The following is a 25,571-nucleotide window of genomic DNA, read 5'->3' on the forward strand; positions in this document are numbered from 1 at the left end:
ACCAGTCGCAATATGATCCACGCCAGGGGCTCGAGCGCCGACCTGTGGCGTTTCATATCCCCGGCAGCGTTGAAGCCCAGAACATCCGGATCGTCATCATGTCGCTCTCGCTGATCATCGTCTTCATCGTTTTCCCGATCGCAATGGCCTATGCGGCGGCGAGCGACCTCACGACGATGACGATCCCGAATTGGCTCTGCCTTTTGCTGCTCGGCACATTCGGGTTGGGCGCTGCATCGACCGGGCTGGGCTGGACGACCGTCGCTTGGCATCTCGTTGCCGGGCTGGCGGTGCTCGCCGTCTGCTTCGGCATGTTCGCTGCCGGCTGGATCGGCGGCGGTGATGCCAAGCTCGCGGCGGTGACGGCCCTCTGGCTCGGCTTCGACCAGCTGCTCCCCTATCTCTTCGTCGCTGCGCTCGGCGGTGGGCTCCTGACGGTAGCGATCCTGATGCTGCGCATCTCGCCTTTGCCTGCTCCGGCCAGTAACTGGGCCTGGGCGCAGCGGCTGCACGACGTCAAGCAGGGCGTGCCCTATGGCATCGCGCTTGCCGCCGCGGCACTGGTGGTGCTGCCTGACACGGCGATCTGGCACGCCGCGATCGGCGTCTGAACGCGTCGATCTGCTTCGGCGCTGCCGATCCGCGCAAAAAGATACCTCCGGTTAACCATAAGTTGACGATTCGAAGCCCACGATCCCGTTGAGGGTCGGCGTATGCCGGCCAAGGATCGTGTGCCATGAGTCCCGCCCGTATCATCATTCTCGCCGTAGCGGTGGTCGCCGGGCTCGGAGCCGCCCTGTTGATCAGCCGCCCGCCGAAGGTCACGACTCCGTCGGAGACCAAATATGAGCCGGCGCCCACAGTCGAGGTGCTGGTGGCAGCTGTCGATGTGCCGCTTGGCAACAAGCTGGCTGCGAGCGACCTGAAATGGCTGGCCTGGCCGCTGGCAAGCCTGCCTCCTGCGGTGATCCGACGCCAGGATCTTTCCGGGGGCGAGAGCGAGTTCGTCGGCCAAATCGCACGCGCCCCGCTCTACAGTTCGGAGCCGATCCGTCGCGAGAAGCTACTCAAGGCCGACTCCGGCTTTCTGTCCGCCATCCTGCCGCCGGGCAAACGCGCGGTCGCGATCACCACCGACAATCGCGGCGCAAACACCGCCGGTGGCTTCATCCTGCCCAATGACCGTGTCGACGTGATTCGCACGACCCGCGACGACAGCAACTCCAAGGATGGCTCGCCGCCGGTCAGCGAAACCCTGATCACCAATGTGCGGGTGCTGGCGATCGGCCAGAGCATCCAGGAGAAGAACGGCGAGAAGGTTGTCGTCGGCGAAACCGCGACGCTCGAGCTTGATCCCAAGCACGTCGAGACGGTGACGCTGGCGCAGAAGACCAGCAGCCTCTCGCTGGCGCTGCGCAGCTTGCAGGATGCCGGCGACAAGAGCCCGCCGAGCGACGAGGGCGGCCTGACGCTCGTGCGCTACGGCGTCGTCACCAAGGCGGTGAAGCCATGATCCCGATGCAGAATTCGACGCCGTTGCTTCGGTCCGCGCGCAAGCACAGGTTCGCTCTGTCGCTGGCGATCCTTTACGCTGCTTCGCTGGCGGCAACCGCGCCGGTCCTGGCGCAAGCGAAGGGGCCCGCACCCGTCCTCAATGTCGGCGCCAGCGAGCATGCGCTCTCGCGCCGGCTCGATCTCTCGATCGGCCGCTCGCTGATCGTCGAATTGCCGCGCGACGCCAAGGAGGTCTTCGTCGCCAATCCCAAGGTGGCGAACGCGGTGGTGCGCTCGGCCCGCAAGCTCTTCATCATCGGCATGGCCGACGGCGCGACCTCGATGTTCGTGATGGACGCCGAAGGCCGGCAGATCACGGCGCTCGAGATCGAGGTCGGCCGCGATCTCAACGTGCTGCGTCAGACGCTGCGGACCGCGATGCCGGGCGCCGATATCCAGGTCAAGCCGGCAGGGAACTCGATCCTGCTGGTCGGCAATGTCGCGAGCGCTTCCGAGGCGACGCAGGCGATGGACATCGCCAATGCCTTTGTCGGCATCTCCGGCGAAGGTAGCAACGCGACCAAGGGCGCGGTCATCAACTCGCTCACCATTCGGGGCCGCGATCAGGTCATGGTCAAGGTCACCGTCTCGGAGGTTTCTCGCAGGGCAATCAAGCAGCTCGGCGTCAATTCGACAGGCGAGTGGAAGCTCGGCAAATTCAGCCTCTCCCCGACGATCGACACGCCGTTCTCGCTGCAGCCACAGCAGCTCGCTGCGACGGCAATTGGTGCTGGTATCGGCAATTCGACCAACATAACGCTGCGCGCGCTCGAGCGCGCCGGCCTGTCGCGCGTGCTGGCCGAGCCGACCGTCACCGCGATCTCCGGCGAAAGCGCCAAGTTCACCGCTGGCGGCGAGATTCCGGTCCCGAACGGCTATTCCTGCGACAACACCAATCGCTGCGTTCTCAACATCGTCTACAAGCCTGTCGGCGTCTCCCTGAACTTCACGCCGATCGTGATGTCCGAGGGCAAGATCTCGATGCGCATCGCCACCGAGGTCACGGAGCTCGACTTCGAGAACCAGCTGCGCCTCAATCCCACAGAGACTACGGCCGTCAACGCGCCCGGCTTCCGCGTCCGCAAGTCCGATACCACCGTCGAGCTGCCTTCGGGCGGCACGCTGGCGACCGCGGGCCTGATCCAGCGCGTCTCGCGCCAGGCGATCAACGGGCTGCCCGCCCTGATGAACATCCCGATCATCGGCGCGATGTTCCGCTCGCGCGATTATCAGCGCGAGGAGACCGAGCTGATGATCGCGGTGACGCCCTATATCGTGAAGCCGGTCGGGCCGAATGGCCTGCAGCGTCCGGACGACGGTTTCGTCGAGGCTCATGACGCCCAGACGATCCTGATGGGACGATTGAACAAGATCTACGGGTCGACGAGCGGCGGGCCGATACCGCAGGCCTACAAGGGCCGCGTCGGTTTCATTGCCGATTGAGGACGAGAGCACGACAAGGATGGCGATCGTGATCGTGACCAGTGAATTGCTCCGCGCCCGACGCGCAGCGCTGCCAGCCGCCCTTGGCGCGGCGCTCCTGCTTGGAGCTTGCGCCAAGGGCGACATCTCCACCTCCGGTATTCCCACCGATACCCGCGAGCGCCACCCGATCGTGCTGCGCGATGCCCCGCGCTCGCTCGACGTCTTCGTCGGCCGGTCCGGCGGCGGGCTGGATCCGCGCCAGGCCGACGACGTCGCGCGCTTCGGCGAAGACTACCGACGCGGTGGTAAAGGTGGGCTGGTCGCCGAGGTGCCGACGGGAACCGGGCGCGACCTTGCGACCCATGACACGCTCGATGGCATCCGCCGCTCGCTCGCCCGGGCTGGCGTCTCGCCCGGAGCTGTTTCGGTCAGGACCTATCGTATCGCCGATCCGGGGCTCGCCTCGCCGATCCGCCTGACCTACGCCTCGCTCCAGGCCGGATTGCCGCATTCCTGTGGGCAATGGCCGGCCGATCTCGGCGTCGCCAGTTACAGGACGGATGCGGCGAACGAGCCCTATTGGAATTTCGGTTGTTCCACGCAGGCCAACCTCGCGGCGCAGATCGCCGACCCGCTCGATCTGGTCCGCGCGCGTGGTGAGGGGCGCCTTGACACGCAAAAGCGCATGGAGGCGGTCAAGAAGCTGCGCGAGGGCAAGGACCCATCGACGCAATATCGCCAGGAGCAGACCTCGATCAGTACGGCGGTCGGAGGCAAATGATGGCGAGCACGCCTGGGTTCGAACCGGAGACCGGTGGCGAGGAGATCATCGCGCCGCTGCCGCGAGTGACGCTGCAGGCCTTCTGCGAGACGCGGGAGGTCGCGGACTCGCTGCAGGCGGTCGCTGCCGACCGGCGCATGGACAAGGTCCAGGCGCGCATCCAGATGGGCGGGCCGGCTGCGGCGGTCGAAGCGTTCCGTGGCGCGCCGACACCAAATGTGATCGTCCTGGAAACGCTCAGCGAGCCCTCCGCGCTGACCGCCCATCTCGACGCGCTTGCCGAGAGCTGCGATCCCGGCACCAAGGTGGTCGTCATTGGCCACGTCAACGATATCCAGCTCTATCGCGAACTGATCAGGCGCGGCGTCAGCGACTACCTCGTCGCCCCGTTCGGAATCCTCGACCTGTTGCGCACCTTGTCCGAACTTTACGCCGCATCGGGCGCGGCGACGCTCGGGCGTTCCATCGCCATCGTCGGCGCCAAGGGCGGCGTCGGCGCCTCCACCGTCGCGCACAATGTCGCCTGGGCGATCGCCCGCAATCTCGGCGTCTCGACGGTGATCGCCGATCTCGACATCGCCTTTGGCACGGCCGGGCTGGATTTCAACCAGGATCCGCCGCAGGGTATCGCCGACGCCGTGTTCGCCCCGGAGCGGCTCGATGCCAACATGCTCGACCGGCTCCTGTCGCGCTGCAGCGAGAACCTGTCCTTGCTGGCGGCTCCGGCGATGCTGGACCGGACCGTCGACCTCGGCGAGGATGCGTTCGAGCTGCTGTTCGATCTGCTGCGCAGTAGCGTACCCTGCATCGTGCTCGACGTGCCGCATCTCTGGACCGGTTGGGCCAAGCGCGCGCTGATCGGAGCGGACGAGGTCGCGATCGTCGCCGCTCCCGAACTCGCCTCGCTGCGCAATGCCAAGAATCTGGTGGATCTGCTGCGTGCGGCCCGGCCGAACGATTCCATGCCGCGGCTGATCCTGAATCAGGTCGGCCTGCCCAAGCGGCCCGAGATCGAGGCCAGCGAATTCGCCAAGGCGCTCGGGATCGAGGTGATGAACTCGATCCCCTTCGACGCCCAGCTTTTCGGCACGGCCGCCAATAACGGACAGATGATCGCCGAGATCCAGTCCGGCGCCAAGGCGGCGGAGGCCTTCGTCCAGATCGCGACCGTCCTGACTGGACGCGGCGAGCAGAAGCGCGGCAAGCGCAGCCTGCTCGAGCCGCTTGTCGCGAAGCTGATGCGTCGGAAGGCTTGACTATGTTCGGCAAGCGGCAGGTGACCGGCCCCGTCCCGGCGACTCTGGTGAGCGCGGCGCTGTCCGCTCCGTCTCGCTCGGTCGCGCTGCGCCCAGCCGCAGCCGAGGCACGCAAGCCACCTCCGCCTCCGCCCGTGCCGGTGGAGGCGCCGAAATCCGACGAATACTACCAGATGAAGAGCATGATCTTCGGTGCTCTCATCGAAGCGATCGATCTTTCGCAGTTGGCCAAGCTCGACGGCGAATCGGCCCGAGAGGAAATCCGCGACATCATCAACGAGATCATCTCGCTGAAGAACGTCGTGCTCTCGATCGCTGAGCAGGAGGAGCTGCTCGACGACATCTGCAACGACGTGCTTGGCTACGGACCGCTGGAGCCGCTGCTGGCGCGCGACGATATCGCCGACATCATGGTCAACGGTGCCGGCCGGACCTTCATCGAAACCGGTGGCAAGATTCAGCTTACTGGCGTCCGCTTCCGCGACAACGCGCAGCTGATGAACATCTGCCAGCGCATCGTCAGCCAGGTCGGGCGTCGCGTCGACGAATCCTCGCCGATCTGCGATGCGCGCCTCGCCGACGGCTCGCGCGTCAACGTCATTGCTCCGCCGCTCGCCATCGACGGGCCGGCCCTCACCATCCGCAAGTTCAAGAAGGACAAGCTGACGCTCGACCAGCTCGTGCGGTTCGGCGCGATCTCGCCCCCGGGCGCCGAGATCCTGAAGATCATCGGCAGGGTTCGTTGTAACATCGTGATCTCGGGCGGCACGGGTTCGGGCAAGACGACGCTGCTCAACTGCCTGACCAACTATATCGAGCACGACGAGCGCGTGATCACCTGCGAGGATGCGGCCGAGCTCCAGTTGCAGCAGCCGCATGTGGTCCGGCTCGAAACCCGCCCGCCCAATCTCGAGGGAACGGGCGCCGTGACGATGCGCGATCTCGTTAAGAACTGCCTGCGCATGCGTCCCGAGCGCATCATCGTCGGCGAAGTGCGCGGGCCGGAGGCCTTCGATCTGCTTCAGGCGATGAACACCGGCCATGACGGCTCGATGGGCACGCTGCACGCCAACACGCCGCGCGAATGCCTGAGCCGTATCGAATCGATGATCACCATGGGCGGCTTCAGCCTGCCGTCGAAGACCCTGCGCGAGATGATCTGCTCCTCGATCGATGTGATCATCCAGGCGCAGCGCATGCGCGATGGCTCGCGCCGCATTACTCACATCACCGAGGTGATGGGCATGGAGGGCGATGTGATCGTCACCCAGGACCTGATGCTCTACGACGTGCTCGGCGAGGACCCGAACGGCAGGCTGATCGGCCGGCATCGCTCGACGGGCATCGGCCGGCCGCGCCTTTGGGAGCGCGCGCGCTATTTCGGCGATGAGCAGCGGCTCGCTACGGCGCTCGACCAGCTCGAGGCCGACGGCGTGGCTGAGGCCTAGTAGCCGGGAGGTGTACATCATGGATTATGGCCAGATCGCCGCCGCCGTCCTCGCCGCCATCTCGGCGGGCGGCGTCGCCTATGCCCTCTTTTATCCTCGGCTCAGCGGTCAGGCGCGTGCCGAGCAGCGCCGCCGCGAATTTGCTGCTCCGGCCGCAGTCCGTGCGGCCGCGGATCGCGATGTGCAGAGCCAGGCCAGGCGCGGACAGGTCGCACAGAGCCTGAAGGATATCGAGAACCGCGAGAAGGCGCGCCACAAGGTCACGATCGAGGCTCGGATCGAGCAGGCCGGGCTGACCTGGTCGCGCAAGCAGTACTGGCTGCTCGGCGCGGTGCTCGGGTTCGTCCTGGCTATCGGGCTCCTCGCCGTGTCGGGCAATCTGGGGTTGGCGCTCGTCGGTTTCCTGGTCGGCCTCCTGGGCTTGCCACGCTGGTATCTGGCCCATCTCGGCAAGAAGCGGCTGCAACGCTTCATCCACGAGTTTCCGAACGCGCTCGACGTCATCGTGCGTGGCATCAAGTCTGGACTGCCCCTGAACGATTGTCTGCGCATCATCGCCAGTGAGGCCCAGGACCCGGTCAAGACCGAGTTTCGGCTGATCGTCGAGGCCCAGACGCTCGGCATGTCGATGAGCGACGCCACCACCAAGCTGTATGAGCGCATGCCCTGCGCCGAGGCCAATTTCTTCGGCATCGTCCTGGCGATCCAGCAGAAGACCGGTGGCAATCTCGCAGAGACCTTGTCGAATCTGTCGCGCGTCATTCGCGAGCGCCGCAAGATGCGCGACAAGATCCAGGCGGTCTCGATGGAGGCCAAGGCTTCAGCCGCGATCATCGGCTCCTTGCCGCCGGCCGTCGCAGGGCTCGTCTATGCGACGAGCCCTGGCTACATGGACCCGCTTTTTAGCACGAATGCGGGCCGGATTGCGCTGGCCGGCTGCGCTCTCTGGATGTGTATCGGCATTCTCGTCATGCGCAAGATGATCAACTTCGATATCTGAGGAACCCTCGGCATGCTCTCGCTCCTGTTCGAGAAGCTCCTCGACATGAGGTTCCTGCTCGCGCTGGTCGGCGGGATTGCCGTCGCGGTCACTGTCATGACGGTGGCGGCGCCGCTGCTTGAAGGCAATGTGCTGAACAAGCGCATGAAGACGGTTGCGACCGAACGCGATCGGATCCGCGCACGTGAGCGCGACCGTCTGGTGCGGCAGAAGGAGAAGATTTCGCTTCGCCAGGAGCCGAAGGCGTTCATGCGCAACATCGTCGAGCAGTTCAAGCTCAGCGACTGGCTCGGGACGGAGAACGCCAAGAAGCAGCTCGCCACCGCCGGATTCCGGGGTCAGCAGGCCGAGGTCGGCTTCCTGTTCTTCAGGCTGGTCACGCCGATCGGTCTTTTCCTGTTCACCCTGTTCTACCTCGGCCTGATCAATGACTTCGGCCAGTCCTTCGTCATGCAGATCGGATTCGCGCTCGGCGCCGCCTATCTCGGCATCAAGGCGCCGGAAATCTATCTCTCGAACGCGACGGGCAAGCGCCAGATCTCGATGCGGCGCGCCTTTCCGGATGCACTCGACCTGCTGCTGATCTGCGTGGAATCGGGCATGTCGATCGAGCTCGCCTTCCGCAAGGTCTCGACCGAGATCGGCAGCCAGTCGGTGCCGCTGGCCGAGGAGCTCGCGCTCTGCACCGCAGAACTCTCATACCTCTCCGAACGTCGGCAAGCTTACGAGAACCTGGCCGCACGCACCGGCCTGGAATCGGTGAAGTCGGTGAGCACGGCGCTGATCCAGGCCGAGCGCTACGGCACGCCGCTCGGGACCGCTTTGCGCACGCTTGCGCAGGAAAGCCGGGATCAGCGGATGAACGAGGCGGAGAAGAAGGCTGCGGCGCTGCCGCCGAAGCTGACCGTCCCGATGATCATGTTCTTTCTGCCGGTGCTGTTCGTGGTGATTCTGACGCCCGCCATCATCAAGGCGCTCAACACCTTCTGAACCGAGGCAGGCGGCGGGCCTCTCGGTTCTGCCCGAACTGATATCATGCCCCTGCCTGCGCCGGCGTTCAGTGGCAATCGACCGGGAAAAAGGCGACGGTTGTCGATCGCGCTTCTAGAGCGAAGTGACGATCGGTTCGCGTGGAAGAAAATGCTTCCAAAGAGGCAGAGGGAGGCTCAACCCGCCGGCAGGGAGGCCTTCTCGGGCGCCGCCGTGCGCGCTGCCGGCTTGGGCTTGCCGCCGCGCAGCATGTCCCAGCTGTTCGGCTGGCTGACCGAGCGACGCAGATAGGCGATGGTCGCCGAGGCTTCCGCCGGGCTCATGTCCTGGCGGGCGATCTGCTCGGCGTCCTGGAAGCGTCCCTGCAGGCCGAGCACCAGGACGAGGTTCTGGCGCACCCTGGCGTCGGAGCCTGGCGTTGCCGTCGCCTCGCGCAGCACGCGTTCGGCGTCCGGAAGCCGCTTCGACAGGGCGAGCGACAGGCCGAGATTGGACATCACCGTCGGTTCGTTCGGCACGAGCCTCAGCGCGGCCGCATAGAGCTGCTGGGCGCGGTCGTGCTCGCCGAGCTGGTCGGCGACGGTGCCTTGCGCCGAGAGGATCCGCCAGTCGGGCTTCTCCGGCTGATGGGCCCTGCCCAGCACATCGTCCGCCTGCTTCAGGCGGCCATTGTCGGCGAGCGAGCGGCCATAGGCGCCGAGTAGTTCCTGATCCTCGGTGTGGATGATCACGGCGCCTTCGAGGATGGCGAGGGCCTGGGCGTTCTTGTCGAGCGCGCGCAGCGCCCGCGCATAGAAGAGAGCTGCGTTGCGGTCCTTCTGGTTCGCCTCGTAGCGCTTGGCCCAATCCGCTTCCTCGCTACGCCATTGCGCCTCGGTCCGCGGCTGGGTCTGCCTCGCCCCGATCGAGCCGGTGACGTCGCCGGGGCCGCCGCGCATCTGGCAGGCGCCGAGCGCGAGGCAGAGGACGGAGGCCGCGGCGAGATGGCCGAAACGAAGGGCGCGGATGCGAATGGACATAAGCCGGAATGCCTCGCCGGTACGGGAAAACTGTTGCCCTCGGTGATAAAACGTTAACCCTAACGGATTGTTAATCGGGCGGATCGGGGCCGGCGCCGCATGCTGGCGCCGGCGATTTCGCCATCCGAGGTTCGTCGATCGTGCATCCGCTGCTTCTGCCTTCTGGAACATCAGCCATATCAGTCCATTGCGTCGCCAAGTCAGATTGGCCGGCCCTGCGCGACGGGTTCGCGCCGGTGCCGCGCAGCTTCGCGCAGGCGCAGGGTTTCGAGGCGCGGCCGGGCCAGCATGTCCTGCTCCCGGGCGCGGATGGCTCCCTCACTGCCGTGCTGCTCGGGGTCGAGCCGATGGGCCCGCGGCGGCGCGACCCGTTCGCCCCGGGCCGCCTCGCCACCAGCCTGCCGCCGGGCGACTATGCCCTGGCGGGTGATATCGGCGATGCCGGTCTCGCCGCGCTCGGCTGGCTGCTCACCGCCTATCGTTTCGAGCGCTACCGCAAGCCCAAGCCCGCTACGGCGCGGCTCGTCCTGCCGGAGGGCGTCGACGGCGACGAGCTGAGCAATCTCGCGCAGGCGAGCGCCCTGGCGCGCGACCTCGTCAACACCTCCGCCGCCGATCTTGGGCCGGCCGAGATCGAGGCGGCCGTGCGTGCGCTCGGCGAGACCCATGGCGCCGAGGTCGGCAGCACCGTCGGCGACGATCTGCTCGCAGCCAATTTCCCGATGATCCATGCCGTCGGCCGGGCTTCGCCTCGCGCGCCACGGCTGATCGATCTGCGCTGGGGCAAGGAGGGCGATCCGAAGCTGACCCTGGTCGGCAAGGGTGTCGCTTTCGACACCGGCGGGCTCAACCTCAAGACCGATGCCGGCATGCTCCTGATGAAGAAGGACATGGGCGGCGCGGCGTCGGCGATCGCGGCGGCGCGCATGATCATGCAGGCGAAGCTGAAGGTCCGCCTGCGCCTGCTCGTGCCGGCGGTCGAGAACGCCGTCTCCGGCGCGTCCTTCCGCCCCGGCGATGTCTTGCAGAGCCGGAAGGGGCTGACCGTCGAGATCGGCAACACCGATGCGGAAGGGCGTCTCATCCTTGCCGACGCTCTGGTGCTGGCCGACGAGGAGGCGCCCGAATTGCTGGTCGATTTCGCCACGTTGACCGGAGCGGCCCGCGTCGCGCTCGGGCCCGATCTGCCGCCCTTCTACACCCATGACGACGGCCTCGCCGCCGAGATCGCCCGCATCAGTGCCGCGGTGAACGATCCGGTCTGGCGCATGCCGCTCTGGCCGCCCTATGACGGGATGCTCGACTCCAAGATCGCTGATCTGAACAACGTTTCCGGCGGCGCCTTCGCCGGTTCGGTGACAGCTGCGCTCTTCCTCAACCGTTTCGTCGAGAAGAGCCGCTCCTATGCCCATTTCGACATTTATGGCTGGAATCCCTCGACCAAGCCCGGGCGTCCCGAAGGCGGCGAATGCCAGGCGGCACGGCTGATCTACGCGCTGGCGAAGCAGCTTTACGGCGTCCGTTAAGCCTGCTGCGCGGCTCAGCTTGCGCGGCGATGCCGGCGCGATAATGATACGGCCCCGTAACGATCCGGGGACGGCATGGTGCTGGAGATCAAGCCGACGCAGGCGCTCAGGCTCTGGCGCGAGGTGCATCTCGACCTGGTGCGCGATACCCAGTCCGACCTGTCGGTGCGCCAGACCGCGATCCTGCTGACCATCTATCTGGAGTTGCCGCCGCATACGGTGCGCGGCCTCGCGGCGCGGCTCGGCGTCACCAAGCCGGTGATCACCCGCGCCCTCGACAGCATGGGCAAGCTCGGCCTGGTCAGCCGAAAGCGCGACGAGTTCGACAAGCGCAATGTCGTCATTCAGCGGACGGTCGCGGGCGCCCTGGCGGTTGAGCATCTTGCCGATCTCGTCACCGCACGGGCCCGCGAGCTCGGCCCGGCCTGAGCGTTCTGCGCTTCGCCCGTTAACTGGACAGGACTACAGTGCCGGCATGAGCCCGATTCTCGACCGCCGCCTCACCCCCGCCCGCCCGGACCTCGCCGCCCGTCATCTCGACGGAAAGGTCGAGGCGCTCGCCTTCGCCGATCCGATCCCGATGCGGGTGGTGACGCCCTCGGCCCCGCTGCGGCGCGAGCCGCGGCCGGATGCGCCGCTCGACACCGAGGCGCTCGCCGGCGAGGCTGTGCGGGTCTATGAGCAGCACGAGGGCTGGGCCTGGGGCCAGCTCGTCGGCGATTCCTATGTCGGCTACCTGCCCGAGGATTGCCTGGCCGGCGATGCTCCGGTTCCGACGCATCGCGTCTGCACGCTCCGGACCTTCGTCTATCCCGGCCCTTCGATCAAACTGTCGCCGTTGGAGGCGCTGTCCATCGGCGCGGGCCTGGCGGTCACTGGCGAGAGCGGTGATTTCCTCACGACCGAGCGCGGCGGCTACATCTTCAAGCAGCATCTTAGTCCGCGCGAGCAGCATGAGCCGGATTTCGTCGCGGTCGCCGAGCGCTTCCTGCACGCGCCCTATTTCTGGGGTGGCAAGACCAGCCTCGGCCTCGACTGCTCGGCTCTCGTCCAGCTCTCGCTGGCCGCCGCCGGCATAGCGGCGCCGCGCGATTCCGACATGCAGGAGCAGGGCCTGGGCGAAGCCGTCGCCTTCGACGATGGCCTGGACGGCCTCAGCCGCGGCGACCTCGTCTTCTGGAAGGGCCATGTCGGGATCATGACCGACCCCGAGACGCTGCTGCACGCCACCGCCTTCACCATGAGCGTGATCAGCGAGCCCCTGCGGCCGGCGCGCGACCGCATCCTCGCCCGCAAGGGCGGGCCGATCACCGCGATCAGGCGGCTATCGCCTCAATAGCCCCGCGTCGGGTCGACGACGTTCTGCAGCTCCCCGCCGGCTTCCAGCCGCCGGATCTGCGCCGCGATCTGGTCGGCGACGGTTTCGGGCGCCGACATGGCTGAGTTGTGCGGCGTCACCGTCACGGCGGGATGGACCCAGAGCCGCGACTCCTGCGGCAGCGGCTCGGTCTGGAACACGTCGAGCACCGCTTCCCTGAGCTCGCCGGCGTCGAGCGCCGCGAGAATGTCGGCCTCGACCTGCAATTTGCCGCGGCCGGCATTGATCAGCGCCGGCCCGCCGAGCCGGCCGTCACGCGCCAGCCCGGCGAGCAGCGGGCGGTTCAGGATGCCTTCCGTCTCCGGCGTATGCGGCAGCAGGGCGACCAGGATGTCAGTGCGGGCGAGGAAGGCCGCCAGGCCGTCCTCTCCGGCGAAGGTGGCGAGCCCCTCGATCGCCTTCGGCGAGCGGCTCCAGCCGGCGACGTCGAAGCCGAGCAATTGCAACTTGCGCGCCGCGTCCTGCCCGAGCTCGCCCAGCCCCATGATGCCGACCCGGACCTCGCGCGCCGCCGGCTGGTGGCGATCGTCGTCCCAGAGCTTCTCGCGCTGCTGCCGGTCGTAGCGGCGTTGCTGGCGCAGCTGCATCAGGCAGTGCATGACGACATATTCGCTCATCCGCGTCGTCAGGTCGGGATCGATCACCCGGGCGATCGGCGCCTGCGGCAGCCGGCTGTCGGTGAAGAGATGGTCGACGCCGGCGCCGAGCGAGAAGATCGCGGCGAGATTGGGCAGGCCGGCAAGGCTCCCCTCGGGATGCTTCCAGCTCGCGACATAATGCACGGCGCGCCGGTCGAAGGGCTCGCCGAGCGTGACGATCGGTAATTCCGGCAGCAGTGCTGCGAAGCGCTTGCGCCAGCTCTCGACATGCCAGCCGGTGATCGCCAGAAGCAGGCTCATGGGCGAATACCTTCCGAAGCAGGGATGATCAGGGGCCCACGCGTAACAGCGGTGTCGCCGCGGCGATAGGCGCTCTTCAGGCGGATGCGGGCGGCGTCGAAGCCGGCCTCGCTGCGGGCATGGATGATGCCGAGCGGCCGGTCCGGTCCGACCCGCTCGCCGAGCCCGGCGAGCTCGGTGATCCCCACGGCATGGTCGATTTCGTCCTGCGGGCGGGTGCGGCCGCCGCCGAGCGCGACCACGGCGAGGCCGATGCCGCGCGTGTCGATCGCCTCGACCAGCCCGGCCCGGTCGGAGAAGACCGGCCGGACGATCGGTGCGCGGGCGAAGTGCCGCTCGGGATGCTCCAGCAGGTCGGCAGGGCCACCCAGCGCCGCGATCATGTGGATGAAGCGCTCCGCCGCCGCGCCGCTGGCGAAGGCGTCCTCGATCCGGGCGACAGCCTCCTCGCGCGTCGCCGCCAGCCGGCCGAGCAGCAGCATCTCGGCGGAGAGCGCCACCGTGACCTCGTGGAAACGCGGCTCGCGCCGGCGCCCGGTCAGATGGTCGAGCGCATAGGCGACCTCGAGCGCATTGCCGGCGGCCGAAGCCAGCGGCTCGCTCATATCGGTGAGCAGGGCCCGCGTCGGCAGGCCGGCTCCGTTGCCGACATCGGACAGGCTCTGCGCCAGTGCCTTGGCTCTATCGAAATCGGGCAGGAAGGCGCCGGAGCCGAATTTGACGTCCATGGCCAGCCCATGCAGCCCCGCGGCGAGCTTCTTCGACAGGATCGAGGAGACCAGCAGTGGGATCGTCTCCACGGTCGCGGTCACGTCCCGGATCGCATAGAGCCGCTTGTCGGCCGGTGCGAGGTCGGCGGTCTGGCCGATGATGGCGCAGCCGACCTCGCGCACGACGTGGCGGAAGAGGTCGATCCCCGGCTGGGTGACATAGCCCGGCACCGCGTCGAGCTTGTCGAGCGTGCCGCCGGTATGGCCGAGGCCGCGGCCCGAGATCATCGGGACATAGCCGCCGCAGGCCGCGACCGCCGCGGCGAGCGGCAGCGAGACCGTGTCGCCGACGCCGCCGGTCGAGTGCTTGTCCAGCGCCGGACCCGGCAGGTCGCGCCAGTCCAGTACCGTGCCGGAATCGCGCATGGCGAGCGTCAGCGCGACGCGCTCCTCGGCATCCATGTCGCGGAAGAAGATCGCCATGGCGAAGGCGGCCGCCTGGCCCTCGCTGACCGAGCCGTCGGTCAGCCCCGCGATCATCTGGCGGATATCCTGGGCATTGAGGCGCTCGCCGTCGCGCTTGGCGGCGATGATCTCCTGCGGCAGGCGCATCAATAGGCTCCGTCGGTCCGTTCGGCCGGGGCGGTGCCGGCGATGATGTCGGCGAGCACGCCGTAGAGGCCGCTGGCGCCGAAGCGGAAGGTCTTCTGCGTCGCCCAGCCCGGACCCATCAGCTCGCCGGCGAGGTCGAGATAGCTCTTCGCATCGGCGAGCGTGCGCAGGCCGCCGGACGGCTTCAGGCCGACCGGCCTGCCCGAGGCTTTTATCGCCTCCAGCATGGTGCGAGCGGCCTCCGGCGTGGCCGAGGTTTTGGTCTTGCCGGTCGATGTCTTGATGAAGTCGGCGCCGGCCGCGATGGCGAGTTCGGACGCGGCGCGGACGGAAGCCCGATCCGGATATTCGCCGGTTTCAAGGATGACCTTGAGCGGCTTGTCACCGCAACTGCCGCGCGCCTCGGCGACCATCTCGCGGGCGATCTCGACATCGCCGGCGAGCAAGGCGCGCCAGGGCAGCACGAGGTCGATTTCGTCGGCGCCGTCGGCGATCGCCTCGTTGATATCGCTGCCGATCAGGCTGCAATTGCTATTGCCGGCCGGGAAGTTGATCACGGTCGCGATCCTGACCGGGGAAGCCTTCAGCGTCTGGCGCGCCAGCTTGACGAATTGCGGCCAGATGCAGATCGCCGCGACCGGGCCGGGCGCTGCGACGGCGCGAGCACAGAGCTGCAGCGTGCCGGTCTCGCTGGCTTGGTCGGACAGATCCGTCAGGTCGAGCAGGCGCAGCGCGCGCAAAGCGAGGTCGGCATCCGTCATGATCTCAAAGCTCCGTCAGGAAGGAGCGTAGCACGCGCCGCAGCGCGGTGGTCGCTGTCGCGGCGACGTCGCGCGTCTCGCCATGGCTAGGGGCGCCACCGAGAATGCCGGCACCCATATTGGTGACGATCGAGATGCCGGCGACGCGCAGGCCGTAACGCCGCGCCAGGATCACCTCCGGCACGGTCGACATCCCCACGAGATCGGCGCCCAGCATCTTGGCCATCTTGACCTCGGCCGGCGTCTCGAAGCTCGGGCCCGAGAACCACATATAGACGCCCTCGCCCATATTGGCGCCGCTGGCGGCGGCGGCCTTTTTCAGGCGGGCGCGCAGATGCGGGTCATAGGCGTCGATCATCGGCACGAAGCGGCCATCCCCGACATCGCCGACCAGCGGGTTCGGGCCGTTGTAGTTGATGTGGTCGGTGATCAGCGCGAGGCTGCCTGGCCTGAGATCGGGCCTGAGCGAGCCGGCGGCGTTGGTCAGCACCAGCGGCGGCGAGCCGAAGGCGGCGAGCATGCCGAGCGGCACGCGCATGATGGCGGGGTCGCCGGTCTCGTAGAAATGCGCGCGGCCCTCGAAGACCAGCACGCGCTTGCCGTGCAGCACGCCATAGCTGAGCCGCTTGGCATGGCCGGAGACCGAGCCCTTCGGAAAGCCGGGGATTTCCTCGAACGGGACCGAGATCGGATCGACCATGTCGTCGATGATGCGGCCGAGCCCGGTACCGAGCACGATGGCGCAGTCGATGCCGCCATCGATGCCGCGATCGATCAGTGTCGATGCCGCTTGGTCGAAAAGCGCATCCGCCGCCATGTTGTCTGCTCCATCGGCGCGTTTTCCGCGCTCATCGGACTGCCATACTGGCGCCCGCAAATCAGGTCGGCAAATTGGCTGGTCCGAACGAGGCTGGCAACAGCTCGGCCAATGAAAAGCGCGCGCGGATGCCGTCGGGTCCGGCGATGACGATCGGTGTCTCCGGCGCGGCGAACTCGCGGATGCGCTGGCGGCAGGCGCCGCAGGGCGTCACCAGCTCGGCCCCGTCGCCGATGACGAGGAGCGCCCGGATCGCGCGCGCGCCGCCCGCGATCATCGCCGAGATCGCGCCGGCCTCGGCGCAGGCTCCGACCGGATAGGCGGCGTTCTCGACATTGCAGCCGGGATAGACCTTGCCGTCATCGGCCAGGATGGCGGCGCCGACCTTGAAGCGCGAATAGGGCGCATAGGCTCGGCTCTGCGCCGCCTGAGCCCCGGCGAAGAGCGCGTCGAGATCGGGTTCGGCGGGCACCTCTCAGCGCTCCTTCACATAAGGCAGGCCCGAGGCCTTCGGCGGCGTCGCCTTGCCGATGAAGCCGGCGAGCAGCACGACCGTCATCACATAGGGCAGGGCCTGGATCGCCTGCACCGGCACCAAGCCGATGCCGGGCAGGCTGACGCCTTGCAGTCTTATCGCGACCGCGTCGAGCAGGCCGAAGAGCAGGCAGGCGAACAGAGCCGGCCAGGGCCGCCAATTGGCGAAGATCACGGCAGCGAGCGCGATGAAGCCCTTGCCGGCCGTCATCTGCGGCAGGAAGCCGGCCGATTGCGAAACGGCGAGATAGGTGCCGCCCAGCCCGCAAAGCGCCCCGCAGATGATCACCGCGGCGTAGCGCAGTCCGGCGACGGAGACGCCGGCGGTGTCGACCGCGGCCGGATTCTCGCCGACGGCGCGCAGGCGCAGGCCGAAGCGCGTGTGCTTCAGCGTCAGCGCCGTCAGCACGAGGGCGAGCACCGCGAGATAGACCGGCGCGGCATGGCCGGAGATCGCGATGTCGTAGATCGGGCCGAAGACCGGGATGTCCTTGAAGGTCCCGACCAGAGGCAGGTCGAGTTCCGGGAAGCGTGCTGGTCCTTCAAGGTTAGGGGTGCGCCCGCCCTGACCATACCACGCATTGCCGAGAATGGCGGTGAGTCCGACCGCCAGCATGTTGATCGCGACGCCGGAGACGATCTGGTTGCCGCGCCAGGTGATCGCAGCAAAGCCGTGCACCAGCGACAATGCGATGGCGGCAAGCATGCCGGCGCCGAGGCCCGCCCAGGCCGAGCCGCTCTGGTAGGCGACGACGGCCGAGGCGAAGGCGGCGATCAGCATCTTGCCTTCGAGGCCGATGTCGACGACGCCGGAGCGCTCTGACCACAACCCGGCGAGCGCGGCGCAGAGCAGCGGGATTGATAGCCGGATCGTCGAATCGAGGATGACGGCGAGGGTCTGGACGATCTCCATCGCCTAGCCTCCGCGCCCGAGATTGAGCACGCCGGCGACAAGCCGCCGGAACAAGCCGTCGAGCGCGCCGGCGAAGAGGATGACGATGCCGCCGATCACCACGACCATGTCGCGGGTGATGGTCGGCTTGTCGAAGGAGAGCTCCGCCCCGCCCTGGTAGAGCACGCCGAAGAGCAGCGCCGCGAGTCCGACGCCGACCGGGTGGCCGCGGCCCATCAGCGCCACCGCGATGCCGACGAAGCCGTAGCCGGCGGTGAAGTCGAGCACCAGCCGGTGCTGCACGCCCATGGCTTCGTTGACGGCGAGCCCGCCGGCGAGAGCACCCGAGATTGCCATCGCGACCATGGTGATCCGGGCGGGCGAGATGCCGGCATAGGCCGCCGCACGCGGATTGGCGCCGACGGTGCGGATCGCATAGCCGAGCCGCGAGCGGTAGATCAGCGCCCAAACCGCGACGAGGGACGCGAGCGCCAGCAGGAACGAGGTGTTGAGGGGGGTGGAGGGCAACTTCAATCCGAAGGCGCCGAGCAGTTCGTGGATCGGCGTCAGCACCGCCTGCTTCGGGAAATCCGGGGTTTCCGGCTGCATCGAGCCTGTCTTCCCCATCACCTCGACCAGGAGGTAGACGATCAGGGTCGCGGCGATGAAGTTGAACATGATCGTGGTGATCACGACATGGCTGCCGCGCGTCGCCTGGAGGTAGCCGGGAATGAAGGCCCAGAGCGCCCCGCCCGCGGCTGCGGCGAGAATGGTGAGCGGCACCAGGAGGATGCCGGGCAGCGGCGCGAGCCAGAGGCAGGCGAGCGCGGCGAAGATGCCGGCGACCGTGGCCTGGCCCTCGCCGCCGATATTGAACAGCCCGGCATGGAAGGCGACCGCGACGGCGAGGCCGGTGAAGATGAAATTCGTGGTGTAGTAGAGCGTGAAGCCGAGGCTCTCCAGGCTGCCGAGCGAGCCCTTCAGCAAGAGCGCCGTCGCCTCCAGCGGGCTTTCGCCGATCGAGAGCACGACGAGCCCGGCAACGACGAGTGCCGCCGTGACCGAGACCAGCGGCACCAGCGCCGTATCGGCCCAGCGCGGCAGGTCGAGCGGGGCGGCGCTCATGCCGCGCGCTCGCTCACACCCGCCATCAGCAGGCCGAGATCGCGCTCGTCGGTCGTGGTTGCCTCGCGCTCGCCGGTGATCTGGCCGCCGCAGAGCGCCAGGATCCGGTCGGAGAGCGCCATCACCTCCTCGAGCTCGACCGAGACGAGCAGGATGGCGACGCCGGCGTCGCGCAGGGCGATCAGGCGGCGATGGATGAACTCGATCGCGCCGATATCGACGCCGCGCGTCGGCTGGCCGACCAGCAACACCTTCGGCGCCCGCTCGATCTCGCGTGCGAGCACGATCTTCTGCTGGTTGCCGCCGGAGAACTTGGCCGTCTTCAGGGCGGGGTCGACCGGGCGGACGTCGTAATCCTGCATGCCGGCGCGCGCATGCTTCTCGACCAGGCTTGGCGACAGGAAGGGGCCGGGTCCAAAGGCCGGATCGTCATGATAACCGAGGATGGCGTTCTCGGCCGCGGCGAAGGCGGTGACGAGGCCGGTCCGCAAGCGATCCTCGGGGATGTGCATCAGGCCGAGCCGGCGCAGATTGGCCGGGTTGCGGTCGGCGGCATTGAGGATTGTCCCGTCGAGCCGGATCACCCCGCGCGCCGGTTGGGTCAGGCCCGCGAGCACGTCGAGCAATTCGCTCTGGCCGTTGCCGGCGACGCCGGCGATGCCGACGATCTCGCCTTCGTGGAGGGTGAGCGACCCATCGCGCAAGGTCTCGTGGCCGCGTTCGTCGATCACGGAGAGGCCGGCCGCTTCGAGCACCGGCGCGCCGCGCTTTCGCGGGCTCTTCTCGACGCGCAGCAGCACGCGCCGGCCGACCATCGCCTCCGCGAGTTCTGCCGGCGAGGTCCTGTCCGTCTCGACATGGGCGACCATCTCGCCGCGCCGCATCACAGAGACGCGATCGGTCACCGCCATGATCTCGCGCAGCTTGTGGGTGATCAGGATCACCGTCTTGCCCTGCGCCTTCAGCGCCCGCAGCAATTCAAAGAGTTGGTCCGCTTCGGCCGGGGTCAGCACCGCGGTCGGCTCGTCGAGGATCAGGACCTCGGCGCCGCGATAGAGCGCCTTCAGGATCTCGACGCGCTGCTGCAGGCCGACAGAGAGCGTACCGACGATCGCGTCGGGATCGATGGCGAGGCCGTATTCCTCGGAAAGCCGCGCCAGCTCCGCCCGTGCCTTGGCGATGCCGCGCTTGAGCAACGCGCCGCCCTCGGCGCCGAGCACGATGTTCTCGACCACGCTGAGCGGCTCGACCAGCATGAAATGCTGGTGGACCATGCCGATCCCTGCACCGATCGCATCCGAGGAGGAGCGGATGCGCCGCGCTTCGCCACGGACCCGGATCTCGCCGGAATCGGCCTCGTAGAAACCGTAGAGGATCGACATCAGCGTCGACTTGCCGGCGCCATTCTCGCCGACGATGCCGTGGATCGAGCTGGCGGCGACCGACAGCGAGACGTCCTTGTTGGCCTTGACCGGGCCGAAGCTCTTGCTGATCCCGGTCAGTGCGATGGCTGGGGGCGTGCTCGTCACCGGCTGGGCCGGCTCACATCGTGCACTTGGAATCCGACATGTAGTCGTGGACCTTGACCGTGCCGGCGATGATGTCGGCCCGCGCCTTGTCGGCGGTCGCCTTCATCTCGGGCGTAATCAGCGCCTTGTTATTGTCGTCGAGCGCCCAGCCGACGCCGTCCTCCTTCAGCCCGAGCACGGAGACGCCTGGCTTCCAGGTGCCGTCGCGCGCTTCCTTGAACGAGCTGTAGGCGGCGACGTCGACGCGCTTCAGCATCGAGGTCAGCACCTTGCCGGGATGCAGCATGTTCTGGTTGGAGTCGACGCCGATGCCGAGCTTGCCGGCGTCGGCCGCGGCGCGTAGCACGCCGATGCCGGTGCCGCCGGCGGCGTGATAGATCACGTCGGCGCCGCGGTCGATCTGCGACTTGGCGAGCTCGCCGCCCTTGACCGGGTCGTTCCAGGCTGCCGGGGTCGAGCCGGTCATGTTCTGGAAGATCTCGGCGTCCTTCTTGCCGGCCTTGACGCCCTGGACGTAGCCGCAGGCGAATTTGCGGATCAGCGGGATGTCCATGCCGCCGACGAAGCCGACCTTGCCGGACTTCGAGGCGAGGCTGGCGATGAGCCCGACGAGATAGGAGGCTTCATGCTCCTTGAACACGACAGACTGCACGTTCGGCAGCTCGACCACCATGTCGATGATCGTGAACTTCAGGTTCGGGAACTCGGCAGCGACCTTCTGCAGTGCGGTCGCCTGCGAGAAGCCGACGGCGATGATCGGCGAATGGCCGTCGCGGGCGAAGCGGCGTAGCGCCTGCTCGATCTGCGCGTCGTTTGTCGGCTCGAAATCGCGGAACTCGACGCCGGTCTCGGCCTTGAACTTCTCGGCCCCGACGAAGACGCCCTCGTTGAAGGATTTGTCGAACTTGCCGCCCTTGTCATAGACGATCGCCGGCTTGATCGCGGTCTGGGCCATGGCGGCCATGGCCGAAAGGGCGACGCCCGCCAGAGCGAGCGCGAGAGATTTCAGTTGCATCGAGCCGTTCCCCTGTCACGCGCGGAATGGTTGCCCCATCCCTGCCTGCGGTCACGATGGCACGGCTTTCGGGCGGGGCCAAGCGGGCTTGAAGGCCCGCTTGGCGATATATGTCACATATGAACGGTTCGCTCAGCCGCGCTGGATCGAGACGCCGCCATCGGCGAGGAACGCCGTGCCGGTGACGAAGCTCGACGCGTCGGAAGCGAGGAACAGCGCGGCGCGGGCGATCTCCTCGGGCTGCGCCATGCGCTTCAACGCATGGATACCCTCGACGAAAGCGGTGACCTCGGGACCGGAGGCCGGATCGTTGGTGATGCTCGCCGGCGTGTCGGTGCCGCCCGGCAGCAGCGCATTGACCCGGATGCGCTTGCCGCCGAGTTCGGCTGCGAGTGCTTTCACAAGGCCGATCTGCCCGGCCTTGCTGGCGGCATAGGCCGACATGCCGGCGAGCCCGGCGGTGTAGCCGACGAAACTCGCGGTGAAGATCAGCGAGCCGCCGCCGCGGGTCTCGAGCGCTGGCGCCTGATACTTCGCGCCGAGGAAGGCGCTGGTCAGGTTGGTTTCGATCAGATTGCGCCAGCTCTCGCTCGCCATCTGCCCGATCGGCCCGAGCTCGCCGACGATACCGGCATTGTTGAAGCCGATATCGAGCTCGCCGAAGCGCTCGGTCGCGATCTCCACCAGCCGCTGCGCCAGCGCCTCCTCGCGGATGTCGCCGGCGATTGCGACCGCCACACCGCCCTCGGCCTCGATCTCCCCCACCAACGCGTCGAGCTCGGCCTGTCGCCGTGCGGTGACGACGAGCTTGGCGCCCTCGGCCGCGAACAGCTTCGCCGCTGCCCGGCCGATGCCGGAGCTCGCGCCGGTGACGATCGCGACCTTGTCCTTGAGTGCCGTCATGTCCCGTTCCTCCGTGCAGACGATGAGGCACGGGTGATCGCAGGCGCATGGACGGTGCAGACACCCGCTTCCTGTCACGGCATCGCACCCGATTGCTGGTGCGAGCAGATCAGCCTAGCTTGCCGCCATGACGCTGAACGACGCCGAGATCGAGCGCTATGCCCGCCATCTGGTGCTGCCGGAGATCGGCGGCCCCGGCCAGGCGAAGCTGAAGCGCGCCCGCGTTCTGGTGATCGGCGCGGGCGGCCTGGGCGCGCCGCTGATCCCCTATCTTGCGGCGGCTGGCGTTGGCACGATCGGCATCGTCGACGACGACCATGTCTCGCTCTCGAACCTGCAGCGGCAGATCATCTTCGGGGCGGAGGATATCGGGGCGCGCAAGGTGGTCGCGGCCGCCAATTTCGTCACGCGGCTCAACCCGCGGGTCGAGATCGAGGAATACGTCACGCGGATCGACCCGCATAATGCGCGCGCGCTCGTCGCCTTCTACGATGTGGTCGCCGACGGCTCGGACAATTTCGCGACGCGCTATGCCGTCTCGGATGCCTGCTTCCACGAGAAGAAGCCGCTGGTGACGGCGGCGCTCGGCCGCTTCGACGGCTCGCTGACCACGATCAGGGCGCATGAGAAGGCCTCGGACGGGCGGCCCAATCCGACCTATCGCTGCCTGTTCCCGCAGGAGCCGCCGGCCGGCACGGTCGCGCCTTGCGCCGAGGCCGGCGTGCTGGGTGCGCTCGCCGGCGTGATGGGCTCGATGATGGCGCTGGAGGTGATCCGCGCGATCACCGGCTTCGGCGAGCCGCTGGTCGGCAAGCTCCTGCTCGTCGACGCGATGGCGATGCGCTTCGAGACGATGAAATACGGCTGGGACCCGGATAATCCGCTGAACGGGACCGCGGCCGGCGTCGCCGCCTAGCTATTTCCCCGCGCGTTTCGTCTCGATCACATCGAAGAGCTGCGCGGCCAGATCCGGCCCGCCGAGCTTCTTGATGGCGCGTACGCCGGTGGGCGCGGTGACGTTGATCTCGGTCAGCTTGCCACCGATCACGTCGATGCCGACCAGCAGCAGGCCGCGCTCCCTCAAAGCCGGGCCGATGCGCTCGCAGATTTCGAGCTCGCGCTTGGAGAGATCTGTTGGCTTCGCCGCGCCGCCGCGCACCATATTGGCGCGCAGATCGCCCACCGCCGGCACGCGGTTGACCGCGCCTGCCGCCTTGCCATCGATCAGGATGATGCGCTTGTCACCTTCCGAGACCTCCTTCAGGAAGGCCTGGACCACCCAGGGCTCGCGGAAGAGGTTGGAAAACAGGTCGTAGAGCGAGCCGAAATTCGGGTCGCCCTTGCCGGTCTTGAACACGGTCGCGCCGCCATGGCCGTAGAGCGGCTTCATGACGATCTCGCCGAACTCCTCACGGAAGGCCTCGATCTCGGCGCGGTCGCGCGTGATCAGCGTCGGCGGCATCAGGTCCGGGAAATGCGTGACGAAGAGCTTTTCCGGCGCGTTGCGGACCTCCGCGGGATCGTTGACCACCAGCGTCTTCGGATGGATGCGCTCGAGCATATGCGTCGAGGAGACATAGGCCATGTCGAAGGGCGGGTCCTGGCGCAGCAGCACCACGTCCAGCGTCGAGAGGTCGGTGCGCTCAGGCTTGCCGAGGGTGAAGTGATCGCCCTCGACATCGCGCACCTCGACCGGATTGATCACGGCCGTGACCTTGCCGTCGCGCAGGGTCAGCTTGTCGGGGGTATAGGTGAAGAGCCGGTGCCCGCGCGCCTGCGCTTCCAGCATCAGCGAAAAGCCGGTGTCGCCGGCGATGCGGACCTTCTCGATCGGGTCCATCTGGATGGCGACGTTCAGCTTCATGGGCGTAAGCTCCGGTTGCGGCCGTTATATCGGCTGCGTGACCATCGCGGCGCAAGAGGGCTGGCCTTGCGTCAGAGCACGAGCTCGAACACGCGGGGCACATGGCGGGGCAGGCGCCAGGGCGCGAGGAAGACGGCGTCGGCGCGAAGGTTGCGCTGCATCGCCCAGGAATTGCGCGCCAGCCATTGCCGGATGCGGGCTTCGATCAGCCGGCGCTTGTCCGGCGTGATCGCGGTCGCCGCATCGTCGAGCGTGGCGCGCGCCTTGACCTCGACGAAGACGATGTCGTCGCCACGGGCCATGATCAGGTCGATCTCGCCGCCCTTGCCGCCGAAGCGGCGCTGCAGCAGGCGGTAGCCCTTGAGGGTGAGGAAGACGACGGCGAGCCATTCGCCGCGGCGGCCGGCAAGGCCTGACAGGCGCGCGCGCCGGCTGCGTAGCGCCTCGCTCATGGCGTGCGGGTCAATTCGAGGGCGCGGGCATAGACGACGCGGCGCGGCTGCCCGCTCGCGGCCGTGACCTGTGCGACCGCCTCCTTGAGCGAGACCTTTTCGAGTGCCATCCGCAGCGCCTCGTCGAGCGTGTCGCCTTGCACGGCTTGGGCCGAGGCATCGGGCGGGCCGATCACCACCACGATCTCGCCGCGCGCCTCCTCGGCTTCGGCATAGTGGGCGGCAAGATCGGGCAGGGGGCCGCGGCGGACATTCTCGTAATACTTGGTCAGTTCACGCGCGACCGCCCCAGCCCGCGCACCCAGCACCACGGCGGCGTCGGACAGCATTTCCGCGAGCCGGCGCGGCGATTCGAAGAAGACGAGCGTGCCCGGAATGGCGGCAAGCTCGGTCAACCGCGCTTTACGACCGGCGCTCTTCGGCGGCAAAAAGCCTTCGAAGAAGAAGCGGTCGGTCGGCAGCCCCGCCAGCACCAGCGCTGCCAGCACGGCCGAGGCACCGGGAATGCCGGTGACCGGCAAACCTTCCGCGACGACCTCGGCGACGAGCTTGTAGCCGGGATCGGAGACCAAAGGCGTGCCGGCATCCGAGATCAGCGCGAGCTTGCCGCCCTGGCGCAGCTTGTCCAGGATCTTCGGGCGCATCTGCGCGGCGTTGTGCTCGTGATAGGGCAGGAGCGGCGTCGCGATGCCGTAATGCGCCAGCAGCGTCTTCGAGGTCCTGGTGTCCTCGGCCAGCACGACATCGGCGGCGGCGAGCGTCGACAGCGCCCGGAACGAGATGTCCTTGAGGTTGCCGATCGGCGTCGCGACGATATGGAGGCCGGGCGAGAGCGGTTCGGCCTCGGCCCGGAGCCCGAAGGCCGCATAGCTTGGGGCGCGGCCGGGGGCGGGCGGGGCGGAAGACATGCCTGACATGGCGGCGAAACTGCCACACCGGCCGAGAAGATGCCACCATTCCCCGACGTTTCGCCCGGGAACCTAGAGTTAACAACTTGAAAATAGCCTTGCTGACTGGCAGGACTTGTCCACGGTTCGGGACAAGACATTCAGCTGGTGTGAGCTTGCCTTGCGCCTCGCCG

26 protein-coding genes are annotated in these 25,571 nt (G+C 67.6%); 12 read left to right on the plus strand and 14 right to left on the minus strand.

Annotated features, from left to right (window positions below):
- The first annotated feature begins 44 nt into the window (after positions 1-44).
- The 8 genes from ASE66_RS09495 (at position 45) to ASE66_RS09530 (ending at position 8,454) form a co-directional block, all read left to right on the plus strand.
- The gene (locus tag ASE66_RS09495) at positions 45-611 is read left to right on the plus strand and encodes a prepilin peptidase (protein WP_320409760.1); all 567 of its coding nucleotides are present in this window, start codon (positions 45-47) and stop codon (positions 609-611) included.
- A 125-nt stretch (positions 612-736) separates the two neighbouring features.
- Positions 737-1,513, plus strand: coding sequence for a Flp pilus assembly protein CpaB (gene cpaB / locus ASE66_RS09500; protein WP_057189380.1), 777 nt, complete (start codon positions 737-739; stop codon positions 1,511-1,513).
- Between the two features lie 5 nt (positions 1,514-1,518).
- Entirely contained in the window at positions 1,519-2,997 is a 1,479-nt protein-coding gene (locus ASE66_RS09505; protein WP_057189449.1) for a type II and III secretion system protein family protein, read from the plus strand.
- A 28-nt stretch (positions 2,998-3,025) separates the two neighbouring features.
- Positions 3,026-3,760, plus strand: a complete 735-nt coding sequence (locus ASE66_RS09510; protein WP_244494849.1) for a CpaD family pilus assembly protein — start codon at positions 3,026-3,028, stop codon at positions 3,758-3,760.
- On the plus strand, positions 3,760-5,016 hold the full coding sequence (locus tag ASE66_RS09515; RefSeq protein ID WP_057189382.1) for an AAA family ATPase: 1,257 nt from the start codon (positions 3,760-3,762) through the stop codon (positions 5,014-5,016). Before ASE66_RS09510 ends, ASE66_RS09515 begins: the two co-directional genes overlap by 1 nt.
- A gap of 2 nt (positions 5,017-5,018) precedes the next feature.
- Complete coding sequence (locus ASE66_RS09520) at positions 5,019-6,464, plus strand: CpaF family protein (protein ID WP_057189383.1); 1,446 nt, start codon at positions 5,019-5,021, stop codon at positions 6,462-6,464.
- Positions 6,465-6,483: 19 nt separating this feature from the next.
- On the plus strand, positions 6,484-7,464 hold the full coding sequence (locus tag ASE66_RS09525; protein WP_057189384.1) for a type II secretion system F family protein: 981 nt from the start codon (positions 6,484-6,486) through the stop codon (positions 7,462-7,464).
- A gap of 12 nt (positions 7,465-7,476) precedes the next feature.
- Positions 7,477-8,454, plus strand: a complete 978-nt coding sequence (locus tag ASE66_RS09530; RefSeq protein WP_057189385.1) for a type II secretion system F family protein — start codon at positions 7,477-7,479, stop codon at positions 8,452-8,454.
- A 176-nt stretch (positions 8,455-8,630) separates the two neighbouring features.
- Here ASE66_RS09530 and ASE66_RS09535 read toward each other — a convergent pair whose 3' ends face one another.
- On the minus strand, positions 8,631-9,473 hold the full coding sequence (locus ASE66_RS09535) for a tetratricopeptide repeat protein (RefSeq protein WP_057189386.1): 843 nt from the start codon (positions 9,471-9,473) through the stop codon (positions 8,631-8,633).
- A gap of 137 nt (positions 9,474-9,610) precedes the next feature.
- On the opposite strand from ASE66_RS09535, the gene ASE66_RS09540 reads away from it, so the two are divergent.
- The 3 genes from ASE66_RS09540 to ASE66_RS09550 all read left to right on the plus strand — a co-directional run bounded on the left by ASE66_RS09540 (position 9,611) and on the right by ASE66_RS09550 (position 12,338).
- The gene (locus ASE66_RS09540; RefSeq protein WP_057189387.1) at positions 9,611-10,999 is read left to right on the plus strand and encodes a leucyl aminopeptidase family protein; all 1,389 of its coding nucleotides are present in this window, start codon (positions 9,611-9,613) and stop codon (positions 10,997-10,999) included.
- 75 nt (positions 11,000-11,074) lie between these two features.
- Positions 11,075-11,428 (plus strand): MarR family winged helix-turn-helix transcriptional regulator, encoded by a 354-nt coding sequence (locus tag ASE66_RS09545; protein WP_057189388.1) that lies wholly within the window; start codon positions 11,075-11,077, stop codon positions 11,426-11,428.
- A 46-nt stretch (positions 11,429-11,474) separates the two neighbouring features.
- Entirely contained in the window at positions 11,475-12,338 is an 864-nt protein-coding gene (locus ASE66_RS09550) for a C40 family peptidase (RefSeq protein ID WP_057189389.1), read from the plus strand.
- Here ASE66_RS09550 and ASE66_RS09555 read toward each other — a convergent pair.
- The 10 genes from ASE66_RS09555 to ASE66_RS09600 all read right to left on the minus strand — a co-directional run bounded on the left by ASE66_RS09555 (position 12,332) and on the right by ASE66_RS09600 (position 22,174).
- Positions 12,332-13,276, minus strand: coding sequence for a 2-hydroxyacid dehydrogenase (locus ASE66_RS09555; RefSeq protein ID WP_057189390.1), 945 nt, complete (start codon positions 13,274-13,276; stop codon positions 12,332-12,334). The genes ASE66_RS09550 and ASE66_RS09555 overlap by 7 nt on opposite strands.
- Positions 13,273-14,598: a thymidine phosphorylase gene (gene deoA / locus ASE66_RS09560; protein WP_057189391.1), complete on the minus strand. Its 1,326-nt coding sequence runs from the start codon at positions 14,596-14,598 to the stop codon at positions 13,273-13,275. Before deoA ends, ASE66_RS09555 begins: the two co-directional genes overlap by 4 nt.
- The gene (gene deoC / locus ASE66_RS09565; protein ID WP_057189392.1) at positions 14,598-15,359 is read right to left on the minus strand and encodes a deoxyribose-phosphate aldolase; all 762 of its coding nucleotides are present in this window, start codon (positions 15,357-15,359) and stop codon (positions 14,598-14,600) included. The genes deoA and deoC overlap by 1 nt, the downstream gene beginning before the upstream one ends.
- Positions 15,360-15,363: 4 nt before the next feature.
- Positions 15,364-16,176: a purine-nucleoside phosphorylase gene (locus ASE66_RS09570; RefSeq protein ID WP_082613317.1), complete on the minus strand. Its 813-nt coding sequence runs from the start codon at positions 16,174-16,176 to the stop codon at positions 15,364-15,366.
- A gap of 61 nt (positions 16,177-16,237) precedes the next feature.
- Positions 16,238-16,648, minus strand: coding sequence for a cytidine deaminase (locus ASE66_RS09575; protein ID WP_057189393.1), 411 nt, complete (start codon positions 16,646-16,648; stop codon positions 16,238-16,240).
- A 3-nt stretch (positions 16,649-16,651) separates the two neighbouring features.
- Positions 16,652-17,623 carry an ABC transporter permease gene (locus ASE66_RS09580; RefSeq protein ID WP_057189394.1) on the minus strand — a complete coding sequence of 324 codons (972 nt, stop codon included), beginning with the start codon at positions 17,621-17,623 and terminating at the stop codon, positions 16,652-16,654.
- 3 nt (positions 17,624-17,626) lie between these two features.
- A complete protein-coding gene (locus tag ASE66_RS09585) occupies positions 17,627-18,727 on the minus strand; it encodes an ABC transporter permease (protein ID WP_057189395.1) in 1,101 nt (366 codons plus the stop codon).
- Positions 18,724-20,256, minus strand: coding sequence for an ABC transporter ATP-binding protein (locus ASE66_RS09590; protein WP_057189396.1), 1,533 nt, complete (start codon positions 20,254-20,256; stop codon positions 18,724-18,726). Before ASE66_RS09590 ends, ASE66_RS09585 begins: the two co-directional genes overlap by 4 nt.
- A 13-nt stretch (positions 20,257-20,269) precedes the next feature.
- The gene (locus ASE66_RS09595) at positions 20,270-21,271 is read right to left on the minus strand and encodes a BMP family lipoprotein (RefSeq protein WP_082613318.1); all 1,002 of its coding nucleotides are present in this window, start codon (positions 21,269-21,271) and stop codon (positions 20,270-20,272) included.
- Positions 21,272-21,403: 132 nt separating this feature from the next.
- Positions 21,404-22,174: an SDR family oxidoreductase gene (locus ASE66_RS09600; RefSeq protein ID WP_057189397.1), complete on the minus strand. Its 771-nt coding sequence runs from the start codon at positions 22,172-22,174 to the stop codon at positions 21,404-21,406.
- 127 nt (positions 22,175-22,301) lie between these two features.
- Here ASE66_RS09600 and ASE66_RS09605 point away from each other — a divergent pair, with 127 nt between their 5' ends.
- Positions 22,302-23,090, plus strand: coding sequence for a HesA/MoeB/ThiF family protein (locus ASE66_RS09605; protein WP_057189398.1), 789 nt, complete (start codon positions 22,302-22,304; stop codon positions 23,088-23,090).
- On the opposite strand, the gene gshB is transcribed toward ASE66_RS09605, so the two are convergent.
- From gshB to rsmI, 3 genes are all read right to left on the minus strand, one after another.
- Positions 23,091-24,038, minus strand: coding sequence for a glutathione synthase (gene gshB, locus ASE66_RS09610; protein WP_057189399.1), 948 nt, complete (start codon positions 24,036-24,038; stop codon positions 23,091-23,093). It lies immediately after the preceding gene.
- Positions 24,039-24,109: 71 nt separating this feature from the next.
- Positions 24,110-24,490, minus strand: coding sequence for a YraN family protein (locus ASE66_RS09615; protein WP_057189400.1), 381 nt, complete (start codon positions 24,488-24,490; stop codon positions 24,110-24,112).
- Positions 24,487-25,398 carry a 16S rRNA (cytidine(1402)-2'-O)-methyltransferase gene (gene rsmI / locus ASE66_RS09620; RefSeq protein ID WP_413814256.1) on the minus strand — a complete coding sequence of 304 codons (912 nt, stop codon included), beginning with the start codon at positions 25,396-25,398 and terminating at the stop codon, positions 24,487-24,489. The genes ASE66_RS09615 and rsmI overlap by 4 nt, the downstream gene beginning before the upstream one ends.
- Between the last annotated feature and the right edge of the window lie 173 nt (positions 25,399-25,571).

Source organism: Allobosea sp. Root483D1 (assembly GCF_001429505.1).
GTDB lineage: Bacteria > Pseudomonadota > Alphaproteobacteria > Rhizobiales > Beijerinckiaceae > Allobosea.

Excerpts from the sequence above, each read along its gene's own strand:
- cpaB (WP_057189380.1), top strand. The coding sequence starts at position 737 with ATGAGTCCCGCCCGTATCATCATTCTCGCCGTAGCGGTGGTCGCCGGG.
- ASE66_RS09505 (WP_057189449.1), top strand. The coding sequence starts at position 1,519 with ATGCAGAATTCGACGCCGTTGCTTCGGTCCGCGCGCAAGCACAGGTTC.
- ASE66_RS09515 (WP_057189382.1), top strand. The coding sequence starts at position 3,760 with ATGGCGAGCACGCCTGGGTTCGAACCGGAGACCGGTGGCGAGGAGATC.
- ASE66_RS09520 (WP_057189383.1), top strand. The coding sequence starts at position 5,019 with ATGTTCGGCAAGCGGCAGGTGACCGGCCCCGTCCCGGCGACTCTGGTG.
- ASE66_RS09525 (WP_057189384.1), top strand. The coding sequence starts at position 6,484 with ATGGATTATGGCCAGATCGCCGCCGCCGTCCTCGCCGCCATCTCGGCG.
- ASE66_RS09530 (WP_057189385.1), top strand. The coding sequence starts at position 7,477 with ATGCTCTCGCTCCTGTTCGAGAAGCTCCTCGACATGAGGTTCCTGCTC.
- ASE66_RS09535 (WP_057189386.1), bottom strand. The coding sequence starts at position 9,473 with ATGTCCATTCGCATCCGCGCCCTTCGTTTCGGCCATCTCGCCGCGGCC.
- ASE66_RS09545 (WP_057189388.1), top strand. The coding sequence starts at position 11,075 with ATGGTGCTGGAGATCAAGCCGACGCAGGCGCTCAGGCTCTGGCGCGAG.
- ASE66_RS09550 (WP_057189389.1), top strand. The coding sequence starts at position 11,475 with ATGAGCCCGATTCTCGACCGCCGCCTCACCCCCGCCCGCCCGGACCTC.
- ASE66_RS09555 (WP_057189390.1), bottom strand. The coding sequence starts at position 13,276 with ATGAGCCTGCTTCTGGCGATCACCGGCTGGCATGTCGAGAGCTGGCGC.
- deoA (WP_057189391.1), bottom strand. The coding sequence starts at position 14,598 with ATGCGCCTGCCGCAGGAGATCATCGCCGCCAAGCGCGACGGCGAGCGC.
- deoC (WP_057189392.1), bottom strand. The coding sequence starts at position 15,359 with ATGACGGATGCCGACCTCGCTTTGCGCGCGCTGCGCCTGCTCGACCTG.
- ASE66_RS09570 (WP_082613317.1), bottom strand. The coding sequence starts at position 16,176 with ATGGCGGCGGATGCGCTTTTCGACCAAGCGGCATCGACACTGATCGAT.
- ASE66_RS09580 (WP_057189394.1), bottom strand. The coding sequence starts at position 17,623 with ATGGAGATCGTCCAGACCCTCGCCGTCATCCTCGATTCGACGATCCGG.
- ASE66_RS09585 (WP_057189395.1), bottom strand. The coding sequence starts at position 18,727 with ATGAGCGCCGCCCCGCTCGACCTGCCGCGCTGGGCCGATACGGCGCTG.
- ASE66_RS09595 (WP_082613318.1), bottom strand. The coding sequence starts at position 21,271 with ATGCAACTGAAATCTCTCGCGCTCGCTCTGGCGGGCGTCGCCCTTTCG.
- ASE66_RS09600 (WP_057189397.1), bottom strand. The coding sequence starts at position 22,174 with ATGACGGCACTCAAGGACAAGGTCGCGATCGTCACCGGCGCGAGCTCC.
- ASE66_RS09605 (WP_057189398.1), top strand. The coding sequence starts at position 22,302 with ATGACGCTGAACGACGCCGAGATCGAGCGCTATGCCCGCCATCTGGTG.
- gshB (WP_057189399.1), bottom strand. The coding sequence starts at position 24,038 with ATGAAGCTGAACGTCGCCATCCAGATGGACCCGATCGAGAAGGTCCGC.
- ASE66_RS09615 (WP_057189400.1), bottom strand. The coding sequence starts at position 24,490 with ATGAGCGAGGCGCTACGCAGCCGGCGCGCGCGCCTGTCAGGCCTTGCC.
- rsmI (WP_413814256.1), bottom strand. The coding sequence starts at position 25,398 with ATGTCTTCCGCCCCGCCCGCCCCCGGCCGCGCCCCAAGCTATGCGGCC.